The sequence below is a fragment of the Bradyrhizobium sp. 521_C7_N1_3 genome (assembly GCF_052075975.1).
Classification (GTDB): domain Bacteria; phylum Pseudomonadota; class Alphaproteobacteria; order Rhizobiales; family Xanthobacteraceae; genus Bradyrhizobium; species Bradyrhizobium japonicum.
Map to the genome: position 1 here is coordinate 5,884,077 of NZ_CP197232.1, position 22,743 is coordinate 5,906,819.

A 22,743-nucleotide genomic window follows, 5' to 3' on the forward strand; every position below is an offset into this window, starting at 1 on the left:
ACTTTGCATGGGGTTGTTTTTCGAAAATTGATTGTCCGGACACAAAAGCCTGAATACGCCACGGTGTGAGGCAGCTTCTCGGCGCGGCGACCGCCGCCTCTGGAATACTGGATCGCCCGCACCAGTGCGCAATGCGCACAAGGCGGGCGATGACAGCATACTCGTGGTGATTGCGTGCCCTACTCTGTGGGCCCGCGCCTCATGCGCCATTCAGGAATTGAAGCGGGTCAACCGGACTCGATCCCTTACGGATCTCGAAGTGGAGCTGCGGCGACGCCACCTCCCCGGATTGACCCGACTTGGCAATGACCTGACCGCGCTTGATGGTATCGCCGCGCTTCACCATCAGCTCACTCGCATGGGCATATGCGGTGACGTAGCCGTTGGAGTGCCGAACCAGGACCAGATTGCCGTAACCTTTGAGCTCGTTGCCTGAATAGGCGACGACGCCGTCTTCTGCCGCCTTGACCGGCGTCCCCTCGGGCACCGCGAGATTGATGCCGTCGTTGGACTTGCCATTGGTCTTGGCGCCATAGCTCGTGACCACCTTGCCACGCACTGGCCAGCGGAATGTCGGCAGCGCGCTGATGGTCTCCGCAGCTTTCGCCGGAGCCTCTGCGGCCTTCTCTTCGACATTGGTCGTGGCCTGGGCCAGACGCGCGCTTTGCACGGGTGCGGCGACAGCGGCCATCTTGGTGGCGGGTGCGGGAGCGACCGCAACGGGCTGCAGCGTCCCCGCGACAGGGGCCGCAGCAACCGGCGCTGCGACGGCGGCGGTCTTTGCGCCTGGCACGGTCAGCCTGGTGCCGAGCTTGAGCTTGGCCGACGGATCGAGGCCGTTGGCACGGGCCAGCTCAGCCGACGAGATGTGGTTCTTGCGGGCAATGCTGGCGAGCGTGTCGCCGCGGTTAACGAAGTGTGTACTCGACGGCGCGACGACAGCTGCAACCGGCTTCGCAGCAGGCGCCATCGCGGGAGCCGCCGCGACAGGAGCCATCGCCGGTGCGGGCGCAGCGGCTGTGGCCGGATGTGGGATGATCAGTTGCTGACCGGGCGAGAGCGCGCGCGGGCCCTTGTAGCCGTTGGCGGCGAGGATCGCCTGCGGCGTGACGCGATAGCGCTTGGCGAGCACGTCGAGCGTGTCGCTGGTGCCGACGATGATCTTGGTCCCGCCGGCCGGCTGGGCGGCCGCGACCGAGCGCGGCGGCACGGTGGCCGTGGTTTCAAGATGCGGCTGCGCCGGGGGCGCGTAGGAACTGACGCCACGGCCGCCCCCGGACACGCCACCACCCCCAGTGACGGGGTAAGATTGCGGCGCGGAGACCGCCGGCGGCGGCAAGGGCTGCGACTGATAATAACCGGGCTGCGTCTGCGGCCGCGAATATTGCGGCAGCTCACGCTGCGGCGGCGGTGCCTGCTGCACCGTACCGGTCTGATCAGACGAGAAGGGGTTGGAGAAATTCGACTGGGACAGCCGCGACTGCATGTCGGCGCTGCACCCTGCGAAGCTGAAGGAGATCAGCGCCAGCACCGCGATCTGCGGTACGCGGCGCGAGTAAAGCAACTCGGCGACGATAGACATGGTTACTCACTCGTACGCAACAGAACTGGTCTTTTAAGTAAACACGTCGCGAGTAAATAACGCCTTAACCCTCCCAATAAGATGTTGGCGGCACTGCCGATCCGGAGATCTACAGCTCCCGCGCCACCCCGGGCAGCGCCGGCACGAAGCGGACCTCGACGAGTTCCTTGCGCTCGATCCCGGCTTCGGTCCGGCTGAAGCGGACCAGCGTCTGCACACCATGGTGCGGGCCGATGGGCGCGATCAGGATGCCGCCGACCTCCAACCGCTCGACCAGGTTCTCCGGAAGCTGCTCCATCGCGGCGGTCACGATGATGCGGTCGAACGGGCCGATATTGGCCGGCAGGTTGAGGCCGTCGCCGAGCATCACCTCGACATTGTGACAGCCGAGCTTTTCGAGCCGGGCGCGCGCCGCCTCCGCGAGCTTGCGGTAGCGCTCGACGGTCAGCACCTGGCCTGCGAGCCGCGACAGCACGGCGGCCTGATAGCCCGAGCCGGCGCCGATCTCGAGCACGCGGTGCTTCTTCTGGAGCTGCAACTGCTCGGTCATGTAGGCGACAACGAAGGGCTGGCTGATAGTCTGCCCGCAGGCGATCGGCAGCGCGCTGTCACGATAGGCGGCGTCGCGATCGCTCTCCTCGACGAACAGATCGCGCGGCACCTCCTCCATGGTTCGCAGCACCGCCTGATCGCTGATGCCCCGGCGCCTCAGCGAGAGCTGAAACATCATCTTTTCCGGCGGGTGCTGATCGGAGGTCATCGCTGCTTATCGTCTCGTCGGGTCCGGGGCCACGTGTCTCGTTAAGACCCGGGGCAGGAATCCTGTTCCTACCCAGGAACCCATGATAGCCTTTCGGACGCGGTATTGGACCATAAATCGGCTTGCAGCGGGTTGGCTGCAAAGACCATTTTCAGGTGTCCGCTCGCCGAAACGCGCATTGCGTCGATTCGCGTTATCTGCGAACGTTTTCCGCAAATGGGCAAGGACTCAACGACTATGACTGCGACCGGGCCTTCGGGCCGCTCTGTATTCCTCGTCGAGGACGAGGTGATGATCAGGATGATGGTCGCGGATATGCTCGAAGAGCTCGGCTACAAGGTGGCCGCCGAGGCCGGCGATATCACAGAGGCCCTGCGGCTCGCCCAGGCGACCGAGTTCGACATCGCCATCCTCGACGTCAACGTCAACGGCAAGGTCATCTCTCCGGTCGCCGATGTCATCAGGGCGAAGGGCTGCCCGTTCATCTTCGCCACTGGCTACGGCTCCTCCGGCCTGCCCGAGCAGTACCGCGACCGGCCGGCGCTGCAGAAGCCGTTCCAGCTCGACGCGCTCGGCAAGACCATCGAAGCCGCCCTTCGCGGCGGCTAGCGATTACTTCAGCGTCGCGCTCAGCGCTTCGGAAAACGCCTCATTGGTGCGGTCGAGCCGGAGCGGCGTGACGGAGACATAGCGCTCGCGCAGCGCCGCCAGATCGGTGCCTTCGGCAGGCGTATCCATCATCGCGGCGCGCTCGAAGCCGATCCAGAAATAGGGATTATTGCGGCCGTCCCTGCGCTCGTCGATCCTGAGGAAGCCGAGATTGCGCTTGCCCTGGCGCGTGACGCGAATGCCGAGCACCTCTTCCGGCGTACAGGCCGGGAAATTGACGTTGATGACGGTGTCCTTCGGGATGCCGGCGGCGATCACCTTGCGCAGGATGTCGGGGCCAAATTTGAGCGCGGTGTCCCAAAGCGGGCGCTCGCGCGTCTCGACGCTGAACTCCTGCGACAGGGCGAAAGACGGCAGCCCCAGGATGGTGCCCTCCAGCGCGCCGGCGATGGTGCCGGAATAGACCACGTCCTCGGCGACGTTGCGGCCCTTGTTGACGCCGGACAGGACGAGGTCCGGTGGCTTGGTGCCGAGGATATGGCGCGCGCCCATGATGACGCAGTCGGTCGGCGTGCCGCGCACGGCGAAGTGCCTTGGTCCGACCTCGCGCAGGCGCAGCGGATCGTTCAGCGAGAGCGAATGCGACACGCCGGACTGGTCGAGCTCGGGCGCCACGACCCAGACGTCGTCGGACAATGCGCGCGCGATCTCCTCCACGACCTTGAGGCCGGGGGCGTGAATGCCGTCGTCATTGGTGCAGAGAATGCGCATATTAAAAATCGTTCCTGAAGCGGGTCTGAGCCGTCTTATCCGGCCGAGGCCGATCAGGCAAACCGGCCGACTGGGTCCGGCGGCGGGTTCCCAGCCTGGTCCTGCTACCTGCGGATGCGCCATTGCGGCAGGAAGCGTGCGAGCCTGCCTTCCGCACGCAGCTTCATCGCCGGCACCACCAGGCTCACGACGGGAGCCTCGATCACCCCGAGCGCCTCCAATTGCGCGAGGATCGGGTCCGGCTCCGGCGTCTGCGGAAAGCGTTCGCGCGCCACGGTCAGCGCCTTGTCGAAATCCGCAGCATTCACGCCGGGCTTGGCCCGCCGGCTGCACACGAGATCATCATCCCAGAGCCGCGCGATCGCGATGTCGAGCACACCACGCAAACGCTGATCGACAGCCTGGATACCGGCACCTGTCACCGCCCATTGTCTGCCGACCCAGAAGATGTCGCGGTGCAAGGCCATGAACAGTGAGTTCGCATTGTCGGGTGGCCGGCAGCATAACCAGCCGCCCGATCTTCGCAACCAAACGTTTCTGCGTGACAGCCGGGCAACACGCCCTGGACTCCCGTTCCGATAGAATCAGAACGGGAGTCCAGATTTTTATCTTGTTTGACGTGTTTTCCTGACGTGAACCGGTATCGACTTCGCTCGAAAACGCGCTACTCGCGCGCGACGACCTTCAGCCCGCCCATATAGGGCTGGAGCACGTCGGGGACTGCGATCGAGCCGTCCTCCTGTTGATAAGTCTCCATCACGGCGATCAGCGCGCGGCCGAGCGCGGTGCCGGAGCCGTTCAGCGTATGCACGAATCGTGGCTTGCCGTCCGGACCGCGCGAGCGGGCGTCCATGCGGCGGGCCTGGAAGTCACCGCAGACCGAGCAACTCGAGATCTCGCGGAACGCGCCGCCCTCGCCCTGCCCGGGCATCCAGACCTCGATGTCATAGGTCTTTTGCGACGAAAAGCCCATGTCTCCGGTGCACAGCGTCATCACGCGGTAATGCAGATCGAGCCGGCGCAGCACTTCCTCGGCGCATGCCAGCATCCGCTCATGCTCGTCCTTGCTGGTCTCCGGGGTCGTGATCGACACCAGCTCGACCTTGGTGAACTGGTGCTGGCGGATCATGCCTCGGGTATCACGCCCTGCGGCGCCCGCCTCCGCGCGAAAACACGGCGTCAGCGCAGTCAACCGCATGGGCAGCTGCTTCTCATCGAGGATGGATTCTCGAACGAGGTTGGTCAGCGCCACCTCCGCTGTCGGAATGATGCCGAGACGCTCCGTCCGCAGCCGCTCCAGATCGGGTGCCGCGAGCAATTCGCCCTTGATCGCCCAGAACTGGTCGTCCTCGAATTTCGGCAATTGTCCCGTACCGAACATGATCTCGTTGCGGACCAGCAGCGGCGGATTGATCTCGGTATAGCCGTGCTCGTCGACGTGCAGATTCAGCATGAACTGGCCGAGCGCGCGTTCGAGCCGCGCCAGCCCCTTCTTCAGCACGACGAAGCGCGCGCCGGAGAGCTTTGCCGCCGTCTCGAAATCCATGTCACCGAGCGCGCCGCCGAGATCATCATGGGGTTTGGGCGCAAACGCGTAGTTGCGCCGGTTGCCGAAGACATGGCGTTGCACGTTGCCGTGCTCGTCGACGCCGTCGGGCACTTCGCCGAGCGGCAGATTGGGGATCGCCGACAGCGCCGTGGCAAGCTCCTCGTCGGCGGCTTTCGCAACCGCTTCGAGCTGCGGCATCGTGGTCTTGAGCTCAGCGACCTCCGCCATGAGCTTGGCAGCGCGCGCGTCGTCCTTCGCCTTCTTGGCGTCGCCGATCTCCTTGGAGGCCGCATTGCGCCGCGCCTGCGCCTGCTCCGAGGCCAGGATTGCCGCCCGGCGCTTCTCGTCGATCGCGAGCAGCGACGCCGACAACGGCTTCAGGCCACGCCTGGCGAGGCCTGCGTCGAAGGCTTGCGGATTGTCGCGGATCGATTTGATGTCGTGCATGGCGGTGGTCCTGGATCAGCGCGCAACAGCCAACGCGGTATGTCGGAAGCTTGCATCGCGCTTCCCACTACCACAGGCGTCATCGCCCGCGAAAGCGGGCGATCCAGTATTCCAGAGACAGCAGTGATTCTCCGAGGGGCCTCGGCGTACTGGATTCCCCGCTTCCGCGGGGAATGACAGCGAATCCTAGCCCTACTCCGCCGGATTGGGCGGTGTCGACACGTCGGTCCCGGTGGCGGCCTGCGACGCCGCCGCCTTCTTCTCCACCATCCCGACCGCGATGATCGAGCCCTCGTAGAGCGCCAGCAACGGGATCGCGAGCGAGCACTGGCTGAGCACGTCCGGTGGCGTCAGCACGGCTGCGATGACGAAGGCGATGACGATGAAGTAGCGGCGCTTCTCGCGCAGCATTTTCGAGGTGACGATCCCAATGCGGCCAAGCAGCGTCAGGATCACCGGTAGCTGGAAGGCGATGCCGAAGGCGAAGATCAGCGACATCATCAGCGACAGATATTCGCCGACCTTGGGCAGCAGCTGGATCTGCGCGGTCTCGTCGCTGCCGGCCTGCTGCATGCCGAGCGAGAAGCGGACCAGCATCGGCAGCACCACGAAATAGACCAGCGCGGCACCGAGCACGAAGAAGAACGGGGTCGCGACCAGATACGGCAGGAAGGCCTGCTTCTCGTGCTTGTAGAGCCCGGGCGCGACGAACTTGTAGATCTGCGTCGCGACGATCGGGAACGAGATGAAGCCGGCGCCGAACAACGCGAGCTTGAGCTGGGTGATGAAATATTCCAGCAGCGCCGTGTAGATGAACTTCGAATTCTCGGGACCCGCGACCCACACGAACGGCCAGACCAGCACGTTGTAGATCTGCTTGGCGAAGAAGAAGCAGAAGATGAAGGCCACGCCAAAGCCAAGCAGCGCCTTGATCAGCCGCGACCGCAGCTCGATCAGGTGGTCCATCAGAGGGGCTTTGCTGGCCTCGATATCGGCGTCGCTCATGACGCTTTGACGTCCTTGATCGCCTCAGGTGGCGCAGTGTCTTGAATGACCTGGGCCTGCTCGACCTCCCGGGTGATCGCGAGCGGCTCGTTCACGGCCGCATGCGCCTCGGCTTCTACGAAGGTCTCGGGCGTCGGCGCTTCCGGCGTGGTCGGTGTCGCCGGCGCTTCGCTTGAAATCGCCAGCGCTTCACTTGAAGTCGCTTCGACGGCGGTGTCGGCCGGCTTGTCCAGCGCATCGACGCGGAGTGCGTCGCTGACGTCCTTCTGGAGTGAGGTCATCAGATTGTTGCCGGCAAAGCCGGAAGCGGCTTCCTTGACCTCGTCGAAGCTCTTCTTGAGGTCGGCCATTTCGGCCTCGCGCATCGCTTCCTGGAACTGGCCCTGGAATTCGGCCGCCATCTTGCGGGCCTTGCCCATCCACTGCCCGACCATGCGCAGCACGCCCGGCAGCTCTTTCGGGCCGATGGCAACCAGGGCCACGACCCCGATCAGGACCAGTTCACTCCACCCGATGTCGAACATGAGGTCTTCCGTTCACGCCAGCCGCGACCGGCCCAATCCTTCGCGCTTAGGATCGGCGCCGTCACCCGCGTCTCGCGTACGCTTACTCAGACGGCCTTGCTGCCGACGTCGGACCGGGCCGCGGTCGGCGGCGCGGCGGCGTGCTCGATCGACTTGGCCGGCTCGGGCTTGTCGGCGACCTTGTCGTCGTCCTGCATGCCCTTCTTGAAGGCCTTGATGCCCTGGGCCACGTCGCCCATCAGATCCGAAATCTTGCCGCGGCCGAACAGCAGCAGGACGACTGCGATCACCAGGATCCAGTGCCAAATGCTAAGCGAACCCATCCTGCAACCCTCCAAACACCATGGCCGGGGACCCGGCCGATCTTCCCCGAAACCTAGGCTTGGCAGGCCTCAAAAACAAGGACCAAGGCAGCGCCAATTCGCTGTTGGCGCTACGTAATCTTGCCAGTGTTAACTGGTCGCAGGGAGCCTCTGAACGGCCGGGACGTCAGTCCTCGCTGCCACCCTCGCCGCCCGCATTGCCGCCTTCCGGCGTCTCGGGCTCGACCGCAGGCGCCAGCGCCAGATCCAGGTCCTCGCCCGGTTCCAACGGATCCTCGTCCTCGCGCAGTTGCGGGTCATCCGACGGGGTCGGCACGCTGAATCCGGTCGGCAGGCGCGAATCCAGCAGGCCGGTGCCCTTCAGCTCTTCCAGGCCCGGCAGATCGCCAAGCTGTTCCAGCGTGAACTGCGACAGGAAGTCCTCGGTGGTTCCGAAGGTCAAGGGGCGGCCGGGCGTCTTGCGACGACCGCGCGGCTTGATCCAGCCGGTCTCCAGCAGCACGTCGAGCGTGCCCTTCGAGGTGACGACGCCGCGGATCTCTTCGATCTCGGCGCGCGTCACCGGCTGGTGATAGGCGATGATCGCCAGCACCTCGATCGCGGCGCGCGACAGGCGGCGGGTCTCGGTGCTCTCCCGCGTCATCAGCCAGGCGAGATCGCCGGCGGTACGGAAGGTCCATTTGTTGGCGACGCGCACGAGATTGACGCCGCGCAAGGCATAGTCGGCCTGGAGCTGCTCGAGCGCAGCCTTGACGTCCACGCCATCAGGCATGCGCTTGGCCAGCGTCGCGGTGTCCAGCGGCTCATTCGAAGCAAACAGCAGCGCTTCCAGCAGCCGCAGCTCTTCAGGACGTGCCTGGGACTCGTTCTCCATCGGCTCGGCCTCTTCTACCCGCACTTCAGCCAGGCTTGCCATGGCAGCTTCTCCTTCTTGCACTTAACCGACCGGCGCATCAGGCGCAGGAGCTGCGTCCACGACCGGTTTCGGGCGCCCCTTCCGGAAATAGATCGGCGCGAACGCCTCTTTCTGGTTCAGCTCGAGCTGACCTTCGCGCACGAGCTCGAGCGCGGCGGCAAAGCTCGAAGCGAACACCGTCGCGCGCTGCGTCGGATCGGCGACGTGGCGGACCAGGAAGTCGTCGAGAACGCCCCAGTCGTCCTGTTCGCTGATGCTGCCGACCAGCCGCTCCAGCGTGGCGCGCGCCTCGGCGAGCGACCACACCGTGCGCTTGGCCAGATGCACGCTCGCCAGCACGCGCGACTGGCGCTGCGCGGCATAGGCAGTGAGCAGGTCGTACAGCGTCGCGGTGTATTTCGGGTGCTTGATCTCGGCGATGTGCTCGGGCTCGCCGCGCGGGAAGATGTCGCGCTGCAATTGCGGCCTGTTCATCAGCCGGTTGGCGGCTTCGCGAATGGCTTCCAGCCGGCGCAGGCGGTTGGCGAGCGCGGTCGCCATCTCTTCTGCGCTCGGGCCTTCCGCACTCGGCGGCTCCGGCAACAGCAGGCGCGACTTCAGGAAGGCAAGCCAGGCCGCCATCACGAGATAATCGGCGGCAAGCTCGAGCCGGATCTTTCGCGCGGCTTCGATGAAGTGGAGGTACTGGTCGGCCAGCGCCAGGATCGAGATCTTGGCGAGATCGACCTTCTGCTGCCGCGCCAGCGCGAGCAGCAAGTCGAGCGGGCCTTCATAGCCTTCGACGTCCACCACCAACGCCGGCTCACCCTCGGCGAGCTCTGCGGGCCGCCCGGTTTCAAACGATAGAATTTCTGCGGTCATGCGGATGCCGTGTTTGCCCGTGCGATCAATGCGTCCAGTTCGGCGCGTGCGGCCGCCCGGTCGAACGGCTGCGGTGCCTTGCGCGACGCAAGTGCAGCTTTCGCCCGCGCCATCGCCGTGCCGGACAGCTCAGGTGTCTGGCCGGCGACCTCGCGCATCTCCTCGATGTTGCCGTTGCAATGCAGGGCCATGTCGCAGCCGGCCGCGAAGATGGCGCGGGTCCGTTCGGCGATATTCCCCGACAGCGCGTTCATCGACACGTCATCACTCATTAACAAACCCTGGAACCCGATCACGCCGCGAATCACCTGAGTGATCATTGTCGCAGAAGTCGTCGCCGGATGGGCGGGGTCGACCGCGCTAAACACAACATGTGCAGTCATGGCCATCGGCAGGTCGGCCAGCGGCTGGAATGCCGCAAAGTCGGTTCGGTCGAGCTCGTCCCTCGGAGCATCGACCGTCGGCAGCTTGAAATGGGTGTCGGCGGTGGCGCGTCCATGGCCCGGAATGTGCTTGAGAACCGGCAGCACGCCGCCCTGCTCCAGGCCCTCGGTGACCGCGCGCGCGATCGCGGCGACCTTGCCCGGCTCGGTGCCGTAGGCCCTGTTCCCAATGACGGCATCGGCACCCGGCACCGGCACGTCAGCCAGCGGCAGGCAATCCACGGTAATGCCGAGATCGGCAAGATCAGACGCAATCAGCCGGGCGCTGAGGCGCGCAGCCGTCAGTCCAAGTACCGAATCAGTGTCGTACAAGGTCGAGAAAATGGCGCCCGGCGGATAGACCGGCCAGTGCGGCGGGCCCAGCCGCTGCACCCGCCCACCCTCCTGGTCGATCAGGACAGGCCCGTCAGCCGCACCCGCAACCGCCCGCAATTCCGCAACCAGCGCAGCAACTTGAGCCGGCGTATCGACATTGCGCTTGAAGAGGATGAAGCCCCATGGGCGTTCGGCACGGATAAACTCCCGCTCGACGGCGGTTAGTTCCGTTCCGGATACACCGGTAATGAAGGCCCGCGTGCTCATAACGGCCGATTAACCCTGCCCCGCGAGGGGGTCAAGGAAACGGCCGTTAATTCCTCTGGACGAAGCAGGCGGACAGGCCAGCGGACTTCAGGCTGTTGCAAGCCTGCGTCGCTTCCTCGGCCGAACCATAGGGTCCGGCGAAAGCGCGATAGACGATCCCCTTGCCCTTGTCGGTCAGATCAACCCGCTTGATCACCGGCGAGCGCGATCCAAGCACGCTGCCATATTTGCTCTGAAGCACCCGGTAGGACGCGGCCGCGCTGTCCTCGCTCTGCTGCGAGGAGACCTGCACGACGTAGCCGCTACCACCATTGCTGGCGGGCGTGAGTTGCGTCGGGTTGGTCGCAGCCACCCGCTGCGGCACCTCCGCAACCGGCGTCGATTGCGGCGCGAGCGAGAGCGGCTGGTTGGCGCTGGCATTGGCCGAAGTCGGCGGATTACGCGGCGCAGGCGGTGCGGCGGGCACGGCAACGGGCTTCGGCACCGCTGCCGCCGGCTTGGCGGCTGCGGATTGCGGCGTGGTGCTATCGGTCTGATCGCCCCTCACGGCCACGGTCCTGATCGCGCGCGGCGTGTTGGCCGGCAGCGTGCCGTTGCTCGGAATTGGACCCGCGCTTGGCGCCGGGATCGTGGACGGTGCAACGCTCGCCACCGACGGCGGGTTCGCGTTCTGATTCAGTGGCGGGAACACCACGCGGGGGCCGCCCGCCTTGGCAGCGACGTCGACAGGCGCCTCTTCGCGCGGCACGATCTTCTCGGAGCCGTCGCCGCTCGCCATGCGATCCGGCACCTTGGCCGAGGAGTCGGTCGGCGCTGGCACGATCTTGGTCGGCGTGTTGTCGGCCTTGATGATCGGCGGCTCACCGCTGCGGGGCGAACCGACATAGGTCTTGTAGGCAAAGGCCGCGCCAGTGCCGACCACGGCAAGCGCGAGGATCGCCGCGACCGTCATCATGCCGCCGCGCGGCTTCTTCGGCTCGTCGAGATCGGCCTCGGGATAGTCGCTCTGGAATGCGTAAGGATCATCCGGATAGGCGGGATCGCGCTGATAATCCTGCTCGCCCCCCTCCAGCCGTCCATAGAGCGCGTCGTCGTAGCGTGCCGGATCGGGTGGCTGATGCGGCTCCTGATAGGCTTGCTCTTGATAGGCCTGCGCTTGATAGGCCTGATCCTGGTAAGCGTGGCCCTGATAGGCCTGCGGCTGATGGAAATCAGGCTCGGGCGCGGTCGGCTGGGCTGAATAGCGGTGCAATGGATGAACCGGGTTCACAGAAACGGGATAGTCGGGCTCGGGCGCCGGCTGCGGCTGCACGTTGGCGCGCCGCATCCATGAGGGCGGCCCGGGCGGAGCCGGCGGCGCCTGCTCGGCAAAGTCCTGCCGATAGTCGTCCTGCGGATAGTCGTGGTCCTGATAGCTCTGGGCTGGCGGTGCCGGCGGCTGCGCGCTCGGTCGCACCTGCGCTGCGAATGGATCGGTCTGTCCGATCAGGCGGGCGAGTTCGGCCAAGGGATCGTTGTCCGCCTTCCCGTGCTGATCGCCAGCGCGACCATAGCCATCGGAAGGAAACGTTCTGTCCTGATATCGTTCGGCCATCGTGATGATGCGTCCCTTCGGGAAAGCCGCGCGCCCCTCGACCAAGGCGCGGCTTTCGACCCACAAGGCATTCAACCAAGTCTAAGCGGTCCGGCTTCTGCCGGTTCCCCCCAAAATTCCCCTTAAGTAGTTCGCCCCAAACTACCGCATCTCGTCCGGAGCATGGACGCCGAGGATGGCGAGGCCCGATGCCAGGACAGAGACGACGCCCTGGACCATGGCCAGTCGCGCCTTTGTAAGATCTGCATCATTATTGATAATGAAGCGTAAATAGGGCAAATCGCGCCCCTTCGTCCAAAGCGCATGAAATTCGCTGGCTAAATCATAGAGATAGAAGGCAATTCGGTGCGGCTCATGGGCCGCGGCGGCGGCCTCCAGCATGCGCGGAAAAATTGCGAGGCGCTTGAGCAGCTCGAGTTCGACCGGGTCCGACAGCCGTTCCACCGCCGACTCGCCGAGCCACGCGGTGCGCTCGCCGGTATCCTCCGGCAGTTCCGGGAACACTTCGGCCCGGGCGTTGCGGAAGATCGAGTGGCCGCGGGCGTGGCCGTACTGGACGTAGAACACCGGGTTGTCGCGCGACTGCTCCATGACCTTGGCGAGGTCGAAGTCGAGCACCGCGTCGTTCTTGCGGTAGAGCATCATGAAGCGGACGGCGTCCTGGCCGACCTCATCCACCACCTCACGCAAGGTGACGAAGTCCCCGCTCCGCTTCGACATTTTCACCGGCTCGCCGTTGCGCAGCAACTTCACGAGCTGGACGATCTTGACGTCGAGCGCGCCCTTGCCTGATGTCGTCGCCTTCACCGCCGCCTGCATCCGCTTGATGTAGCCGCCATGGTCGGCGCCCCAGACGTCGATCATCTCGGCGAAGCCGCGGTCGAACTTGTTCTTGTGGTAGGCGATATCGGAGGCGAAGTAGGTATAGGAATTGTCCGACTTGATCAGCGGACGATCGACATCGTCGCCGTAGGCCGTCGCCTTGAACAGCAGCTGCTCGCGGTCTTCCCAGTCCTCGACCGGCGCGCCCTTCGGTGGCGGCAGGCGGCCCTCGTAGATGTCGCCCTTCGCCTTCAGGAAATCGATGGTCTCGGCAACCTTGTTGTTGCCGGTCTCGATCAGCGAGCGCTCGGAGAAAAACACGTCGTGGCGGATGTTGAGGGCGGCGAGATCGTCCTTGATCTCGTCCATCATCATCGCGATCGCTTTCGCGCGAACCGTCGGCAACCACTCGGCCTCGCTGATCGCGAGGAGCTTGTCGCCGTGCTCTTTCGCCAGCGCCGCGCCCACCGGCTTAAGATAATCGCCGGGATACAGCCCTTCCGGGATCGCGCCGATGTTCTCGCCGAGTGCCTCGCGGTACCGCAGGAAGGCAGAACGCGCGAGCACGTCGACCTGCGCACCGGCATCGTTGATGTAGTATTCGCGGGTGACGTCGTGGCCGCCGAACTGGAGCAGGCTTGCGAGCGCGTCGCCAAACACGGCTCCGCGGCAATGGCCAACATGCATCGGTCCGGTCGGGTTCGCCGAGACGTATTCGACATTGACCTTGGTGCCACCGCGGACGCGGCCGTAGTCAGCCCCCTCGCGCAGCACCGTCCGCAGCGCCTCGGCCCAGGCGGCCGGCTTCAGCGTCAGGTTGATGAAGCCGGGACCAGCGACGTCGACCTTGGCAATCAGCGCGTCGGCACGGATCCGCTCGGCAATCTGCTCGGCGAGGTCGCGGGGCTTTGCCTTTGCCTCTTTCGCAAGCACCATGGCGGCGTTGGTCGCCATGTCGCCATGGGAGGCGTCGCGTGGCGGCTCGACCACCACGCGCGAGAAATCGATACCCTCGGGCCATTTGGCGTCCGCCGCGAGCGCGCGGCAGGCGGCGTGCACGCGTGCGAGCACGTCGGCGAACAGGTGCAGTGCTGAGGATGTATCGGGCATGGCCGCCGCCTAACGCAAATCCGGTGTCGAGTCAAAGAGCCGCTGGTGCTCGGTCAGGGCGAAACGGTCGGTCATTCCGGCAATGAAATTGCCGATCCGGCGGGCCCGGTCGCCCTCATTGTCCGCCTCCGCCCCCAGCAGCCATTCCGGAGGCAGCTCACCGGGCGATGTCAGGTATTTTGCGAACAGGTCGAACAGGATCTGTTCCGCCTCCCCCATCACCCGCATCACCCGCTTGTGACGGTACATGTGCTGATAGAGAAACTGCTTGATGGCGGCCTCCTCCTCGGCAACCGCCGTCGGGAACGTGACCAGCGCCCGGCTCTGCTGGCGCACATCCTGGGCCGACTGCGGTTTCACCGCCGCGAGGTTCTTCTGCGCCTCCGAATACACCGCACCGATCAGGTGCGAGATCAGCTCGCGCACCAGCTCGGCGCCGCGCCTGACGTCTTCGAGATCGGGATAATGCGCTGAGGTCTCGGCGATGATCTCCGCCGTCAGCGGCATCACCTTGAGATCATCGAGATGGAACAGGCCGGCGCGCAGACCGTCATCGATGTCGTGGGCATCATAGGCGATGTCGTCGGCGATCGCGGCGACCTGCGCCTCCAGCGACGCGAAGCTCCACAATTCGAGATCGTAGGTCTTGATGTAGTCGGCGATGCCGACGGGAATGCCATGCTCGCGATAGCGCCCGACCGGCGCGCCGCTGCGATCCGTCAGCGGACCGTTGTGCTTGACGATGCCCTCCAGCGACTCCCAGGTCAGGTTGAGACCGTCGAACTCCGGATAGCGGTGCTCGAGCGACGCGACGACGCGCAAGGTCTGGGCGTTGTGGTCGAAGCCGCCGAAATCCTTCAGGCAGGCATCCAGCGCCCGCTCGCCGGCGTGCCCGAACGGCGGATGGCCGAGATCATGAGCCAGCGCCAACGTTTCCGTGAGGTCCTCGTCCAGCCCGAGTTGCCGGGCCAGGGCACGAGCGATCTGCGCCACCTCCAGCGAATGGGTCAGCCGAGTGCGGTAGTGGTCGCCCTCGTGGAACACGAAGACCTGGGTCTTGTACTTCAGGCGGCGGAACGCGGTGGAGTGGATCACCCGGTCGCAATCCCGCCGGAACGGGCTGCGGGTCCGGCTCGGCGGCTCCGCGACCAGCCGGCCGCGGCTGCGGTCGGGGTCGCAGGCATAGGGCGCATGAGGGGCTGCCATTCCGACGGACACGACGAATTTAGTCCCTATCCATTTGATTCTGCGTATGGTTGCACTTAACTATGGCTGACGCGGGATACCAAATGAATTGGGCAAGTGAACCTGGTATGACCGCGGGACTATCGGAGACGAGCTATGACGACTGACGTGACCATCAGTGACCGCGCCGCACGCCGGATTGGGGAGATCCTCAAGGGCGAAGGTTCTGGCGCGATGCTGCGCATCTCCGTCGAGGGCGGCGGCTGCTCGGGCTTCCAGTACAAGTTCGACATCGACCGCGACCGCACCGACGACGATCTCGTGATCGAGCAGGAGAATGCGGTTGTGCTGGTCGATTCCGCCTCCCAGCCGTTCCTGGCGGGCTCGCAGGTCGATTTCGTCGACGATCTGATCGGCGCCTCGTTCCGCGTCAACAATCCCAACGCGACGGCGTCCTGCGGCTGCGGGACCAGCTTCTCGATCTAGCCCGACCTAAAATCTGAAAAACAACCCCATGCAAAGTAGCCGGGAGCCGGCACGATGCATTTCGGCTTTTACGAAAACAATTTGACGCGTCGGGCAAATCAGGGGTAACTTGTGATCATCGCGAGGTCCCAAGGGGGGCTCGCGGCTCCGCGACAGTCTGACGCCGAAGCGGCCCCCTGCCGCAGTCCAATCATTCTAGAAAGTTCGAATCTCGTCAGCGGCGCCAATAGCGGTATTAAATTATCCAATGCGCATTATTGATCGTCTGTTCTCTTGCCTCGCTCTATTCCTTGCAATCGCAGCCGTCCCGGTGCTTCCCGCGCGCGCGGCCGAAACCTGCCCGTTCATTAGTGCCCAAGAGCTCGCCCGCGCGATGCCTGCGCTTAAATGGTCACTGATTTCAAATCAGGACGGCCGCGGCTGCATCTACCAGGGCGGGCGCGGCGACACGATGATGCTGACCGTGTTCCGCAATCCCGACAAGGACCGCGCCAGGGAATTATACGCGACCTTCGTCAAGACGCTTGGCGAGCGCATGCCGCTTAACGCCGTCGCGGGGATCGGCGACGAAGGCCAGGGCGGTACGAGCGCCGCCGGCGCGGAACGCCAGGAGGCTTCGGTCGTCGCCTTGTCCGGCGATTACATTCTGCAGATCAGCGTCTATCCGATCGGCCGGCGTGCCGACGACGCGCTGCTCGGACCGATCACAGATGCCGCACGCGTTGCCGTCGCCAACGTGAGCAAGAGCAGCGAGCGGTTCGGCAATTGCGAGTGGCTCACGGCCGCGGATGCCAACGGCTTTCTCGACAACAGCACGCTGACGGTTCAGCGGACCGGCGCCGGCAGCTGCATGATGTTCGATCGCGAGGCCAACGCCATGACCGTCGCGGTGATCGCGATGTCGCGCGACACGGTCATCGGCATGATGAAGCGCACCGGCCCGTGCAAACACGTGACGATACCCGAGCTCGGCAGTGAAGCGTTCGGCGAGCATTCCTGCACCAAGGGCAACGGCAACGCCGTCAACATCTATGTCTGGAAGAACGGCAGGCAGGCTTCGATCCTGTTCGCGCCGGTCAAGCCGCATCCCGAGTCCGGCTCGGTCGAGCGCCTGAGGGCGGTCGCCGGGCGCGTCTATGGAAAACTGTAACGGCGCCGCGTTACATTGCCGGCGCACGCGCCCGTAGCCGTCCTGCGCCTGCGGACCAGCTTCTCGATCTGACGGGCTAGACGCCGGTCATCTGCCGTTCCTCATCCGTCCACTCGACAGCAAGCGGCGTCAGCTCCGGCTGAAGCGGCGCGCCCTCCGACATCATGTGGCCGTCGAGCGCGCGCAGCAAGGCGGCGACGAGTGCGGGCTTACGCAACGGCTTTGCCAAAAAATCCGACATGCCCGCCTCGCGGCAGATCTTGACGTCCTCGGGGAAGGCGTTGGCGGTCAGCGCGACGATCGGCAAGGCTTCGAAGCGCCCGCCTTGCGCGCGGATCGCCCGCGTCGCGGCAAGGCCGTCCATGTCCGGCATGCGCACGTCCATCAGCACGACATCGTAATCGCTCTCCGAGGCAGCCTCGACCGCCTGGACGCCGTCGGTGACGACGCGCAGCTCGACCTCGAACGCGCCCAACATCTTGGTCACGACCATGCGGTTGACGGCATCGTCCTCGGCCACCAGCACCTTCAGCGGCCGGTCAAGCCCCGCGATCCGCGCCTTGAGCTCGTCGGCTTCATCGCTGCCCGCCGCCTGGTCGGAGGCCTGCGCCTGGCTCCAGGGCAGCACCAGCGTGAAGCGGAAGGTCGACCCCTCGCCCGGCGTCGAGGTGACGCCGATGGTGCCGCCCATCTGCTCGATGATGCGCCGGGAGATCGCAAGCCCAAGCCCGGTGCCGCCGAAGCGGCGGCTGATCGAGGCGTCGGCCTGCGCGAAGTCGGAGAACAGCTCCCCGAGCTTCTCGGGCGCAATGCCGATGCCGCTGTCGGTCACGGTCCATTCGACCGTCGCAAGCAGATCGCGGCGCGCCTGGCAGGTAGCCTTGATCGTCACCTCGCCTTTGTCGGTGAACTTTACCGCGTTGGAGGCGAGGTTGAGCAGCACCTGCCGGATCCGCGCGACATCACCGCGCAGCGTCGGCGGCAGGTTCGGATCGAGCTCGACGTTGACGGCGAGCCCCTTGCTCTTGGCGCCTGCGCGCACGACGGTCGCAACCGTCTCGACCAGCGCCTGCGGGGCGAAGTCGATCGCCTCGAACGCGAAGCGTCCGGCCTCGAGCTTGGACAGATCGAGGATATCGTTGAGGATGCGCTGGAGATTGTCGCCGGACTCGCGGATCGAGGTGACGGCCTCGTGCTGCTCCGGATCGAGCTTGGTTTCCAGCAGCATGCTTGCAAGCCCGAGCACGCCGTTCATGGGCGTGCGGATCTCGTGGCTCATCACCGCCAGGAAGTTGGATTTGGCGCGGCTCTCGGCCTCCGCCTTTTCCGCGCGCCAGCGCTCGGTGACGTCGCGGCCGAAGCCGCGATAGCCGAGGAACTGACCGTCGCGGTCGTAGGCCGGCTTCGCGGTGAGCGACCACAGCCGCGCTTCGCCGCCGGCGACGACCTTGAGGTTCATCTCGTGCAGCGGCTCGCTCTGCTCCATCAGGCCGACGACGTTGTAGGCTGCACTCTTGTCCTCGGGACAGAGCATGTCGAGCAGGTCGACGAAATGCGAGCCCTTCAGCAGCGGAAGCGGAAGCTGTGCGACGTCGGCGAAGCGTTGGGGCACGTCGACGAGATGCCCTTCGGCGTCGGTCTGCCACAGCCAGTCGCTGGCGTTCTCCTGAAAGTCCTTCAGCAGCAGCGAGATGATCTCGGTCTGACGTTCGAGCTCGAGCCGGGCCTTGAGATTGCCGAGGAACAGATTGCCCTGCGAGACTATGTTGCGCGCCATGAAGAACGCGAACAGCAGCAAGAATACCGCGGTCAGCAGATATGGCCCGGTGCCGCACAGGAACAGCGCGCCGGCACAGGCCATCGTCACGGTCGCGAGATAGACGAGGCCCGCGCGCGGGAAGGTCGACAGCGTGAAGGCGCCGCCTGACATCATGCCGACCATCAGGCAGGCCAGGATGAGCTGACTGGTCGGCTCGACCCGGCTGAACAGCGCGAGCGGCAGCGTGCCCCAGATCGCCGCGAGGAAGAACGCCTGCCGCAGCATCTGCCGCGCGGCGCGCGGTGACGCTTCCTGCGGCGGGTTTTGATGCGACCGCCGCCACGCGCGCACGGCAAGCGAGGCGGTGACGGCAAGGGTCATGCCCCAGATCGCGAGGAAATCGTTCCAGCCCCTGCCCCAGAACAGGATCAGCACGATGGCGACGTTGAGCATGGTGACGGCCATAGTCACCGGGATCGCGCGCATCACCGCGTCGATCTGCTTGGCGCGGATGCGGCGCAGCTCGCGCTCGCTGAGATCGGCGGTCAGGCCGTCCTCGATCTCGAAGCCGCCGAGCCAGTACAGGAACGCGCCGATCAGGCCGTCGCGCGGCTCAGCTTGCTTCATGGATTTGTCCGGCCATCCCATTCGAAAAACCTTTTCGGTATCAATGGCCCGAGCCCGGCTTAAGCCGGGTTAATTTTGTGGGAGATTTTGCGGCGTCCTTGACGGGCGCGTTTGCAGTTTGTTCTAACCATGGCCCCTGCCCGGAGCCCGCCGACATGCCCATAAGAGTAGCCACCTGGAACGTGAACTCGGTCCGGCAGCGGATCGACCTGCTGTTGACCTGGCTGAAGGAGTGCCAGCCGGACATCGTCTGCCTGCAGGAGATCAAATGCGTTGACGAGGCCTTCCCGCGGCTGGAGATCGAGGCGCTGGGCTACAACGTGGTCACCCACGGTCAGAAGACCTTCAACGGCGTCGCTTTGCTGTCGAAGCTCCGCTTCGACGAGACCAAGTCGGGCCTCGCCGGCGACGACGAGGACGCCCATGCCCGCTTCCTCGAGGGTGTGGTCACGCTCAAGCACGGCGTGCTGCGCATCGCCTGCCTCTATCTGCCCAATGGCAATCCGGTCGGGACCGAGAAATATCCCTACAAGCTCAAATGGATGTCGCGGCTTCTTGAGTATTCGAGGGAGCGCCTCAAGGCCGAGGAGCCGCTGATCCTCGCAGGCGACTTCAACGTCATCCCGCATGCCCGCGACGTCCATAATCCCGCCGCCTGGACCGAGGACGCCCTGTTCAAGGCCGAGACGCGGGAGAGCTTTCAGTCCCTGCTCGGCCTCGGCCTCACCGACGCCCTGCGCGCGGTCACCGACGAGCCCGGACTCTATACCTTCTGGGACTACCAGGCCGGCGCCTGGCAGAAGAACCATGGCTTGAGGATCGACCATCTGCTGCTGTCGCCGCAGGCCAGCGACCGGCTCGCCAATGTCGGCATCGACAGCTATGTGCGGGCTTGGGAGAAGCCGTCGGACCACGTGCCGGTATGGGCGGATCTGGATCTGGAGGCGGCTTGAGCCGATGCCTGCAGGTGCTGGATGGCGCCGGCGGACTGCGCTTCGCGCAGCCGCGGGCTAACCTACCCGGTGGGGGTACCTACTACCGGCGGCCCTGAACGCCCTGCACCCACTGTTCCAGCATCTGCAGGCACATGGCGCGGTCGTCGTCCGAGGCCTTGGCGAAAGCGCGGTTGTAGCTTTCCTTGATCCAGGTTTCCTCGATACCGGCGCTGTCACGCGCCAGCGTCAGCCACATCAGGCCGCGCGCGGCCTGCCGCGGCAGGCGGTCGCCATTGAACAGCATCTGGCCGAGCAGCGCCTGCGCCTCATGCTGGCCCTTCTGGGCGGCAAGACCGAGCCAGCGCGCGCCATAGCGGAAATCCTCGCGCGAGGCGTCCGGGGTCTTCAGATACAGCCGGGCGAGATCGTACTGCGCATCCGCATTGCCGAAATAGGAGGCCGCATAGGAGAACATCTCCCGCGCCCGATCCGGATCCGGCGTGATCTTCGAGTTCGGGATACCGCTCAGATAGTAGCGGCCGAGCGCGACGAAGGCGTTGGCCACGACCTGCGCCTGCGGCGCCGACGGGCTGTCCTCGGCATGCGCATTGGCGATGCGGCTGAAATATTCGAAGGCGCGCACGTCGTCCTGAGCGACGCCGTCGCCATTGGCATACATGCGGCCGAGCTTGAACTGAGCGCCGGGATGACCGCCTTCGGCGGCATATTGCAGGGCGCTGAGCGAGGTTTCCTGGGGCGTGGTCGCCGGTGCCGTCACCTTGCTGCGCACGGCACCCGCGGCGCCCGGCAAAGCGGTCACGACCGGGAGGGCCGCGTCCTTGCTGGCCGAACCGTCAAAGGCGAGCGCCGGCGCGGCCAGCGCTCCGGCCCCCAACACAAACGCAACTATGGCACGCCTAGATGTCCGCATAGCACTGTTTCTCGTGCGCGCCGCCCGGATGGGTTACTGCCCCACCGACCGCTGGTCCAACCTGCTGAGCATACTTCCAGAGCGCACCCGACGTGTGGTTAGTCGCGCGAGCGCTCCATTTGGTCTTGCGCTGGGCGAGCTCTTGATCGCTCAATTTTACGTTAAGGGTACCCACGACCGCGTCGATCTCGATGATGTCGCCATCCTCGAGCAACCCGATCGGGCCGCCGATGGCGGCTTCCGGCCCGACATGCCCGATGCAGAAGCCACGGGTGGCGCCGGAGAAGCGGCCGTCGGTGATGAGCGCGATCTTGCCGCCCATGCCCTGGCCAGTCAGCGCTGCGGTGGTCTGAAGCATTTCCCGCATGCCGGGACCGCCCTTGGGGCCCTCGTAGCGGATCACGATGACTTCGCCTTCCCTGTAGGTGCGGTTCTGGACGGCCTCGAAGGCGTCCTCCTCCCGGTCGAAGCATCGCGCCGGACCGGTGAACCTCAGGTTAGACATTCCCGCGACTTTCACGATCGCACCTTCTGGCGCCAAATTACCCTTCAGACCAACCACACCACCAGTGACGGTGATCGGCTTGTCTGCCGGGTGCACCACATCCTGGTGCGGATTCCACTTCACGCTTTTGAGGTTTTCGGCGATCGTTCGACCGGTGACCGTAATGCAGTCGCCGTGGAGAAATCCGTTGTCGAGCAGCGTCTTCATCAGAAGCGGTATGCCACCTACTTCAAACATGTCTTTGGCGACATAACGGCCGCCCGGCTTCAAATCCGCGACATATGGTGTCTTTTTGAAGATTTCGGCGACGTCGAACAGGTCGAACTTGATGCCGCACTCATGCGCGATCGCCGGCAGGTGCAGTGCAGCATTGGTCGAGCCACCGGACGCCGCGACCACGGCGGCGGCGTTCTCAAGCGCCTTCCGTGTCACGATGTCGCGCGGCCGGAGGTTGGAGGCGATCAGGTCCATGACCTTCTCGCCCGCGGTCATGCAGAAAGCGTCGCGGATTTCATACGGTGCCGGGGCGCCGGCCGAGTACGGCAGTGCCAGGCCGATCGCCTCGGAGACGGTCGCCATGGTGTTGGCGGTGAACTGCGCGCCGCAGGCGCCCGCCGAGGGGCACGCCACGCGCTCGATCTCGTCGAGGTCCTCGTCCGACATGGCGCCGACCGAGTGCTTGCCGACCGCCTCGAACATGTCCTGCACGGTGACCTGCTGTCCGCGGAAATTGCCGGGCAGGATCGAGCCGCCGTAGATGAAGATCGAGGGCACGTTGAGGCGGACCATCGCCATCATCATGCCCGGCAGCGACTTGTCGCAACCGGCAAGACCCACGAGCGCATCATAGGCGTGGCCACGCACGGTCAGCTCGACGGAATCGGCGATGCACTCGCGCGACGGCAGCGACGAGCGCATGCCGTCATGGCCCATGGCGATGCCGTCGGTAACGGTGATGGTGCAGAATTCACGGGGGGTGCCGCCGGCCGATGCCACGCCCTTCTTCACCGCCTGCGCCTGGCGCATCAGGGCGATGTTGCAGGGAGCGGCCTCGTTCCAGCAGGAGGCGACGCCGACGAAGGGCTGGTGGATCTGCTCGGTGGTCAGACCCATGGCGTAGAAGTAGGACCGGTGCGGCGCGCGCGCAGGGCCTTCCGTCACGTGACGGCTCGGCAGCCTCTGCTTGATGTCGGTCTTCGCGTCCATCGCAAACCAGTTTCCCCGGCCAACCCTTTCAGACCCGAAAAATCAGAGCCAAGATTTGAAT

The 22,743-nt window shown here is 65.1% G+C and carries 21 protein-coding genes; 4 read left to right on the forward strand and 17 right to left on the reverse strand.

The genetic code is table 11. The annotated features are described in order from the left end of the window. Window positions 1-199: 199 nt before the first annotated feature. Both AB7008_RS27385 and AB7008_RS27390 read right to left on the reverse strand, forming a co-directional pair. Window positions 200-1,582 carry a peptidoglycan DD-metalloendopeptidase family protein gene (locus AB7008_RS27385; RefSeq protein ID WP_441259814.1) on the reverse strand — a complete coding sequence of 461 codons (1,383 nt, stop codon included), beginning with the start codon at window positions 1,580-1,582 and terminating at the stop codon, window positions 200-202. Window positions 1,583-1,691: 109 nt separating this feature from the next. Next, window positions 1,692-2,342, reverse strand: a complete 651-nt coding sequence (locus AB7008_RS27390; protein WP_028156109.1) for a protein-L-isoaspartate(D-aspartate) O-methyltransferase — start codon at window positions 2,340-2,342, stop codon at window positions 1,692-1,694. Window positions 2,343-2,579: 237 nt separating this feature from the next. Between AB7008_RS27390 and AB7008_RS27395 the strand changes: the two genes are divergently transcribed. Further along, window positions 2,580-2,951, forward strand: coding sequence for a response regulator (locus AB7008_RS27395; protein WP_028152469.1), 372 nt, complete (start codon window positions 2,580-2,582; stop codon window positions 2,949-2,951). Window positions 2,952-2,954: 3 nt separating this feature from the next. Here the strand turns inward: AB7008_RS27395 and surE are convergent, their stop codons facing one another. The 12 genes from surE to AB7008_RS27455 form a co-directional block, all read right to left on the reverse strand. Further along, window positions 2,955-3,722, reverse strand: a complete 768-nt coding sequence (gene surE / locus AB7008_RS27400) for a 5'/3'-nucleotidase SurE (RefSeq protein WP_014495056.1) — start codon at window positions 3,720-3,722, stop codon at window positions 2,955-2,957. A gap of 104 nt (window positions 3,723-3,826) precedes the next feature. Then, a complete protein-coding gene (locus AB7008_RS27405; protein ID WP_028152467.1) occupies window positions 3,827-4,189 on the reverse strand; it encodes a hypothetical protein in 363 nt (120 codons plus the stop codon). A 197-nt stretch (window positions 4,190-4,386) separates the two neighbouring features. Beyond that, window positions 4,387-5,718, reverse strand: coding sequence for a serine--tRNA ligase (serS, locus tag AB7008_RS27410; RefSeq protein WP_248877735.1), 1,332 nt, complete (start codon window positions 5,716-5,718; stop codon window positions 4,387-4,389). Window positions 5,719-5,910: 192 nt separating this feature from the next. After that, complete coding sequence (gene tatC / locus AB7008_RS27415; RefSeq protein ID WP_014495053.1) at window positions 5,911-6,723, reverse strand: twin-arginine translocase subunit TatC; 813 nt, start codon at window positions 6,721-6,723, stop codon at window positions 5,911-5,913. Next, window positions 6,720-7,247, reverse strand: a complete 528-nt coding sequence (tatB, locus tag AB7008_RS27420) for a Sec-independent protein translocase protein TatB (protein ID WP_441259815.1) — start codon at window positions 7,245-7,247, stop codon at window positions 6,720-6,722. Before tatB ends, tatC begins: the two co-directional genes overlap by 4 nt. Before the next feature lie 86 nt (window positions 7,248-7,333). After that, window positions 7,334-7,570, reverse strand: coding sequence for a twin-arginine translocase TatA/TatE family subunit (locus tag AB7008_RS27425; RefSeq protein ID WP_028156107.1), 237 nt, complete (start codon window positions 7,568-7,570; stop codon window positions 7,334-7,336). A 166-nt stretch (window positions 7,571-7,736) separates the two neighbouring features. After that, a complete protein-coding gene (scpB, locus tag AB7008_RS27430) occupies window positions 7,737-8,486 on the reverse strand; it encodes an SMC-Scp complex subunit ScpB (RefSeq protein WP_014495050.1) in 750 nt (249 codons plus the stop codon). 21 nt (window positions 8,487-8,507) lie between these two features. Further along, complete coding sequence (locus AB7008_RS27435; protein ID WP_014495049.1) at window positions 8,508-9,347, reverse strand: segregation and condensation protein A; 840 nt, start codon at window positions 9,345-9,347, stop codon at window positions 8,508-8,510. Beyond that, a complete protein-coding gene (gene nagZ, locus AB7008_RS27440; protein ID WP_441259816.1) occupies window positions 9,344-10,372 on the reverse strand; it encodes a beta-N-acetylhexosaminidase in 1,029 nt (342 codons plus the stop codon). The genes AB7008_RS27435 and nagZ overlap by 4 nt, the downstream gene beginning before the upstream one ends. Window positions 10,373-10,418: 46 nt before the next feature. After that, entirely contained in the window at window positions 10,419-11,966 is a 1,548-nt protein-coding gene (locus AB7008_RS27445; protein ID WP_441261252.1) for an SPOR domain-containing protein, read from the reverse strand. A gap of 141 nt (window positions 11,967-12,107) precedes the next feature. Further along, window positions 12,108-13,898, reverse strand: a complete 1,791-nt coding sequence (argS, locus tag AB7008_RS27450) for an arginine--tRNA ligase (protein WP_441259817.1) — start codon at window positions 13,896-13,898, stop codon at window positions 12,108-12,110. 9 nt (window positions 13,899-13,907) lie between these two features. Further along, window positions 13,908-15,116 carry a deoxyguanosinetriphosphate triphosphohydrolase gene (locus tag AB7008_RS27455; RefSeq protein WP_441259818.1) on the reverse strand — a complete coding sequence of 403 codons (1,209 nt, stop codon included), beginning with the start codon at window positions 15,114-15,116 and terminating at the stop codon, window positions 13,908-13,910. A gap of 123 nt (window positions 15,117-15,239) precedes the next feature. Here AB7008_RS27455 and erpA point away from each other — a divergent pair, with 123 nt between their 5' ends. Together erpA and AB7008_RS27465 are read left to right on the forward strand one after the other, a co-directional pair. Next, entirely contained in the window at window positions 15,240-15,569 is a 330-nt protein-coding gene (gene erpA / locus AB7008_RS27460) for an iron-sulfur cluster insertion protein ErpA (protein ID WP_014495044.1), read from the forward strand. A 247-nt stretch (window positions 15,570-15,816) separates the two neighbouring features. Further along, window positions 15,817-16,719, forward strand: coding sequence for a hypothetical protein (locus AB7008_RS27465; protein WP_304489941.1), 903 nt, complete (start codon window positions 15,817-15,819; stop codon window positions 16,717-16,719). A gap of 76 nt (window positions 16,720-16,795) precedes the next feature. Here the strand turns inward: AB7008_RS27465 and AB7008_RS27470 are convergent, their stop codons facing one another. Continuing rightward, window positions 16,796-19,126 (reverse strand): ATP-binding protein, encoded by a 2,331-nt coding sequence (locus tag AB7008_RS27470; protein WP_441259819.1) that lies wholly within the window; start codon window positions 19,124-19,126, stop codon window positions 16,796-16,798. Window positions 19,127-19,260: 134 nt separating this feature from the next. Between AB7008_RS27470 and xth the strand changes: the two genes are divergently transcribed. Next, a complete protein-coding gene (gene xth, locus AB7008_RS27475) occupies window positions 19,261-20,058 on the forward strand; it encodes an exodeoxyribonuclease III (RefSeq protein WP_014495040.1) in 798 nt (265 codons plus the stop codon). A gap of 82 nt (window positions 20,059-20,140) precedes the next feature. On the opposite strand, the gene AB7008_RS27480 is transcribed toward xth, so the two are convergent. Both AB7008_RS27480 and ilvD read right to left on the reverse strand, forming a co-directional pair. Continuing rightward, a complete protein-coding gene (locus AB7008_RS27480) occupies window positions 20,141-20,971 on the reverse strand; it encodes a tetratricopeptide repeat protein (protein ID WP_028156100.1) in 831 nt (276 codons plus the stop codon). Further along, window positions 20,958-22,682: a dihydroxy-acid dehydratase gene (gene ilvD, locus AB7008_RS27485; RefSeq protein WP_014495038.1), complete on the reverse strand. Its 1,725-nt coding sequence runs from the start codon at window positions 22,680-22,682 to the stop codon at window positions 20,958-20,960. Before ilvD ends, AB7008_RS27480 begins: the two co-directional genes overlap by 14 nt. Window positions 22,683-22,743 lie beyond the last annotated feature (61 nt).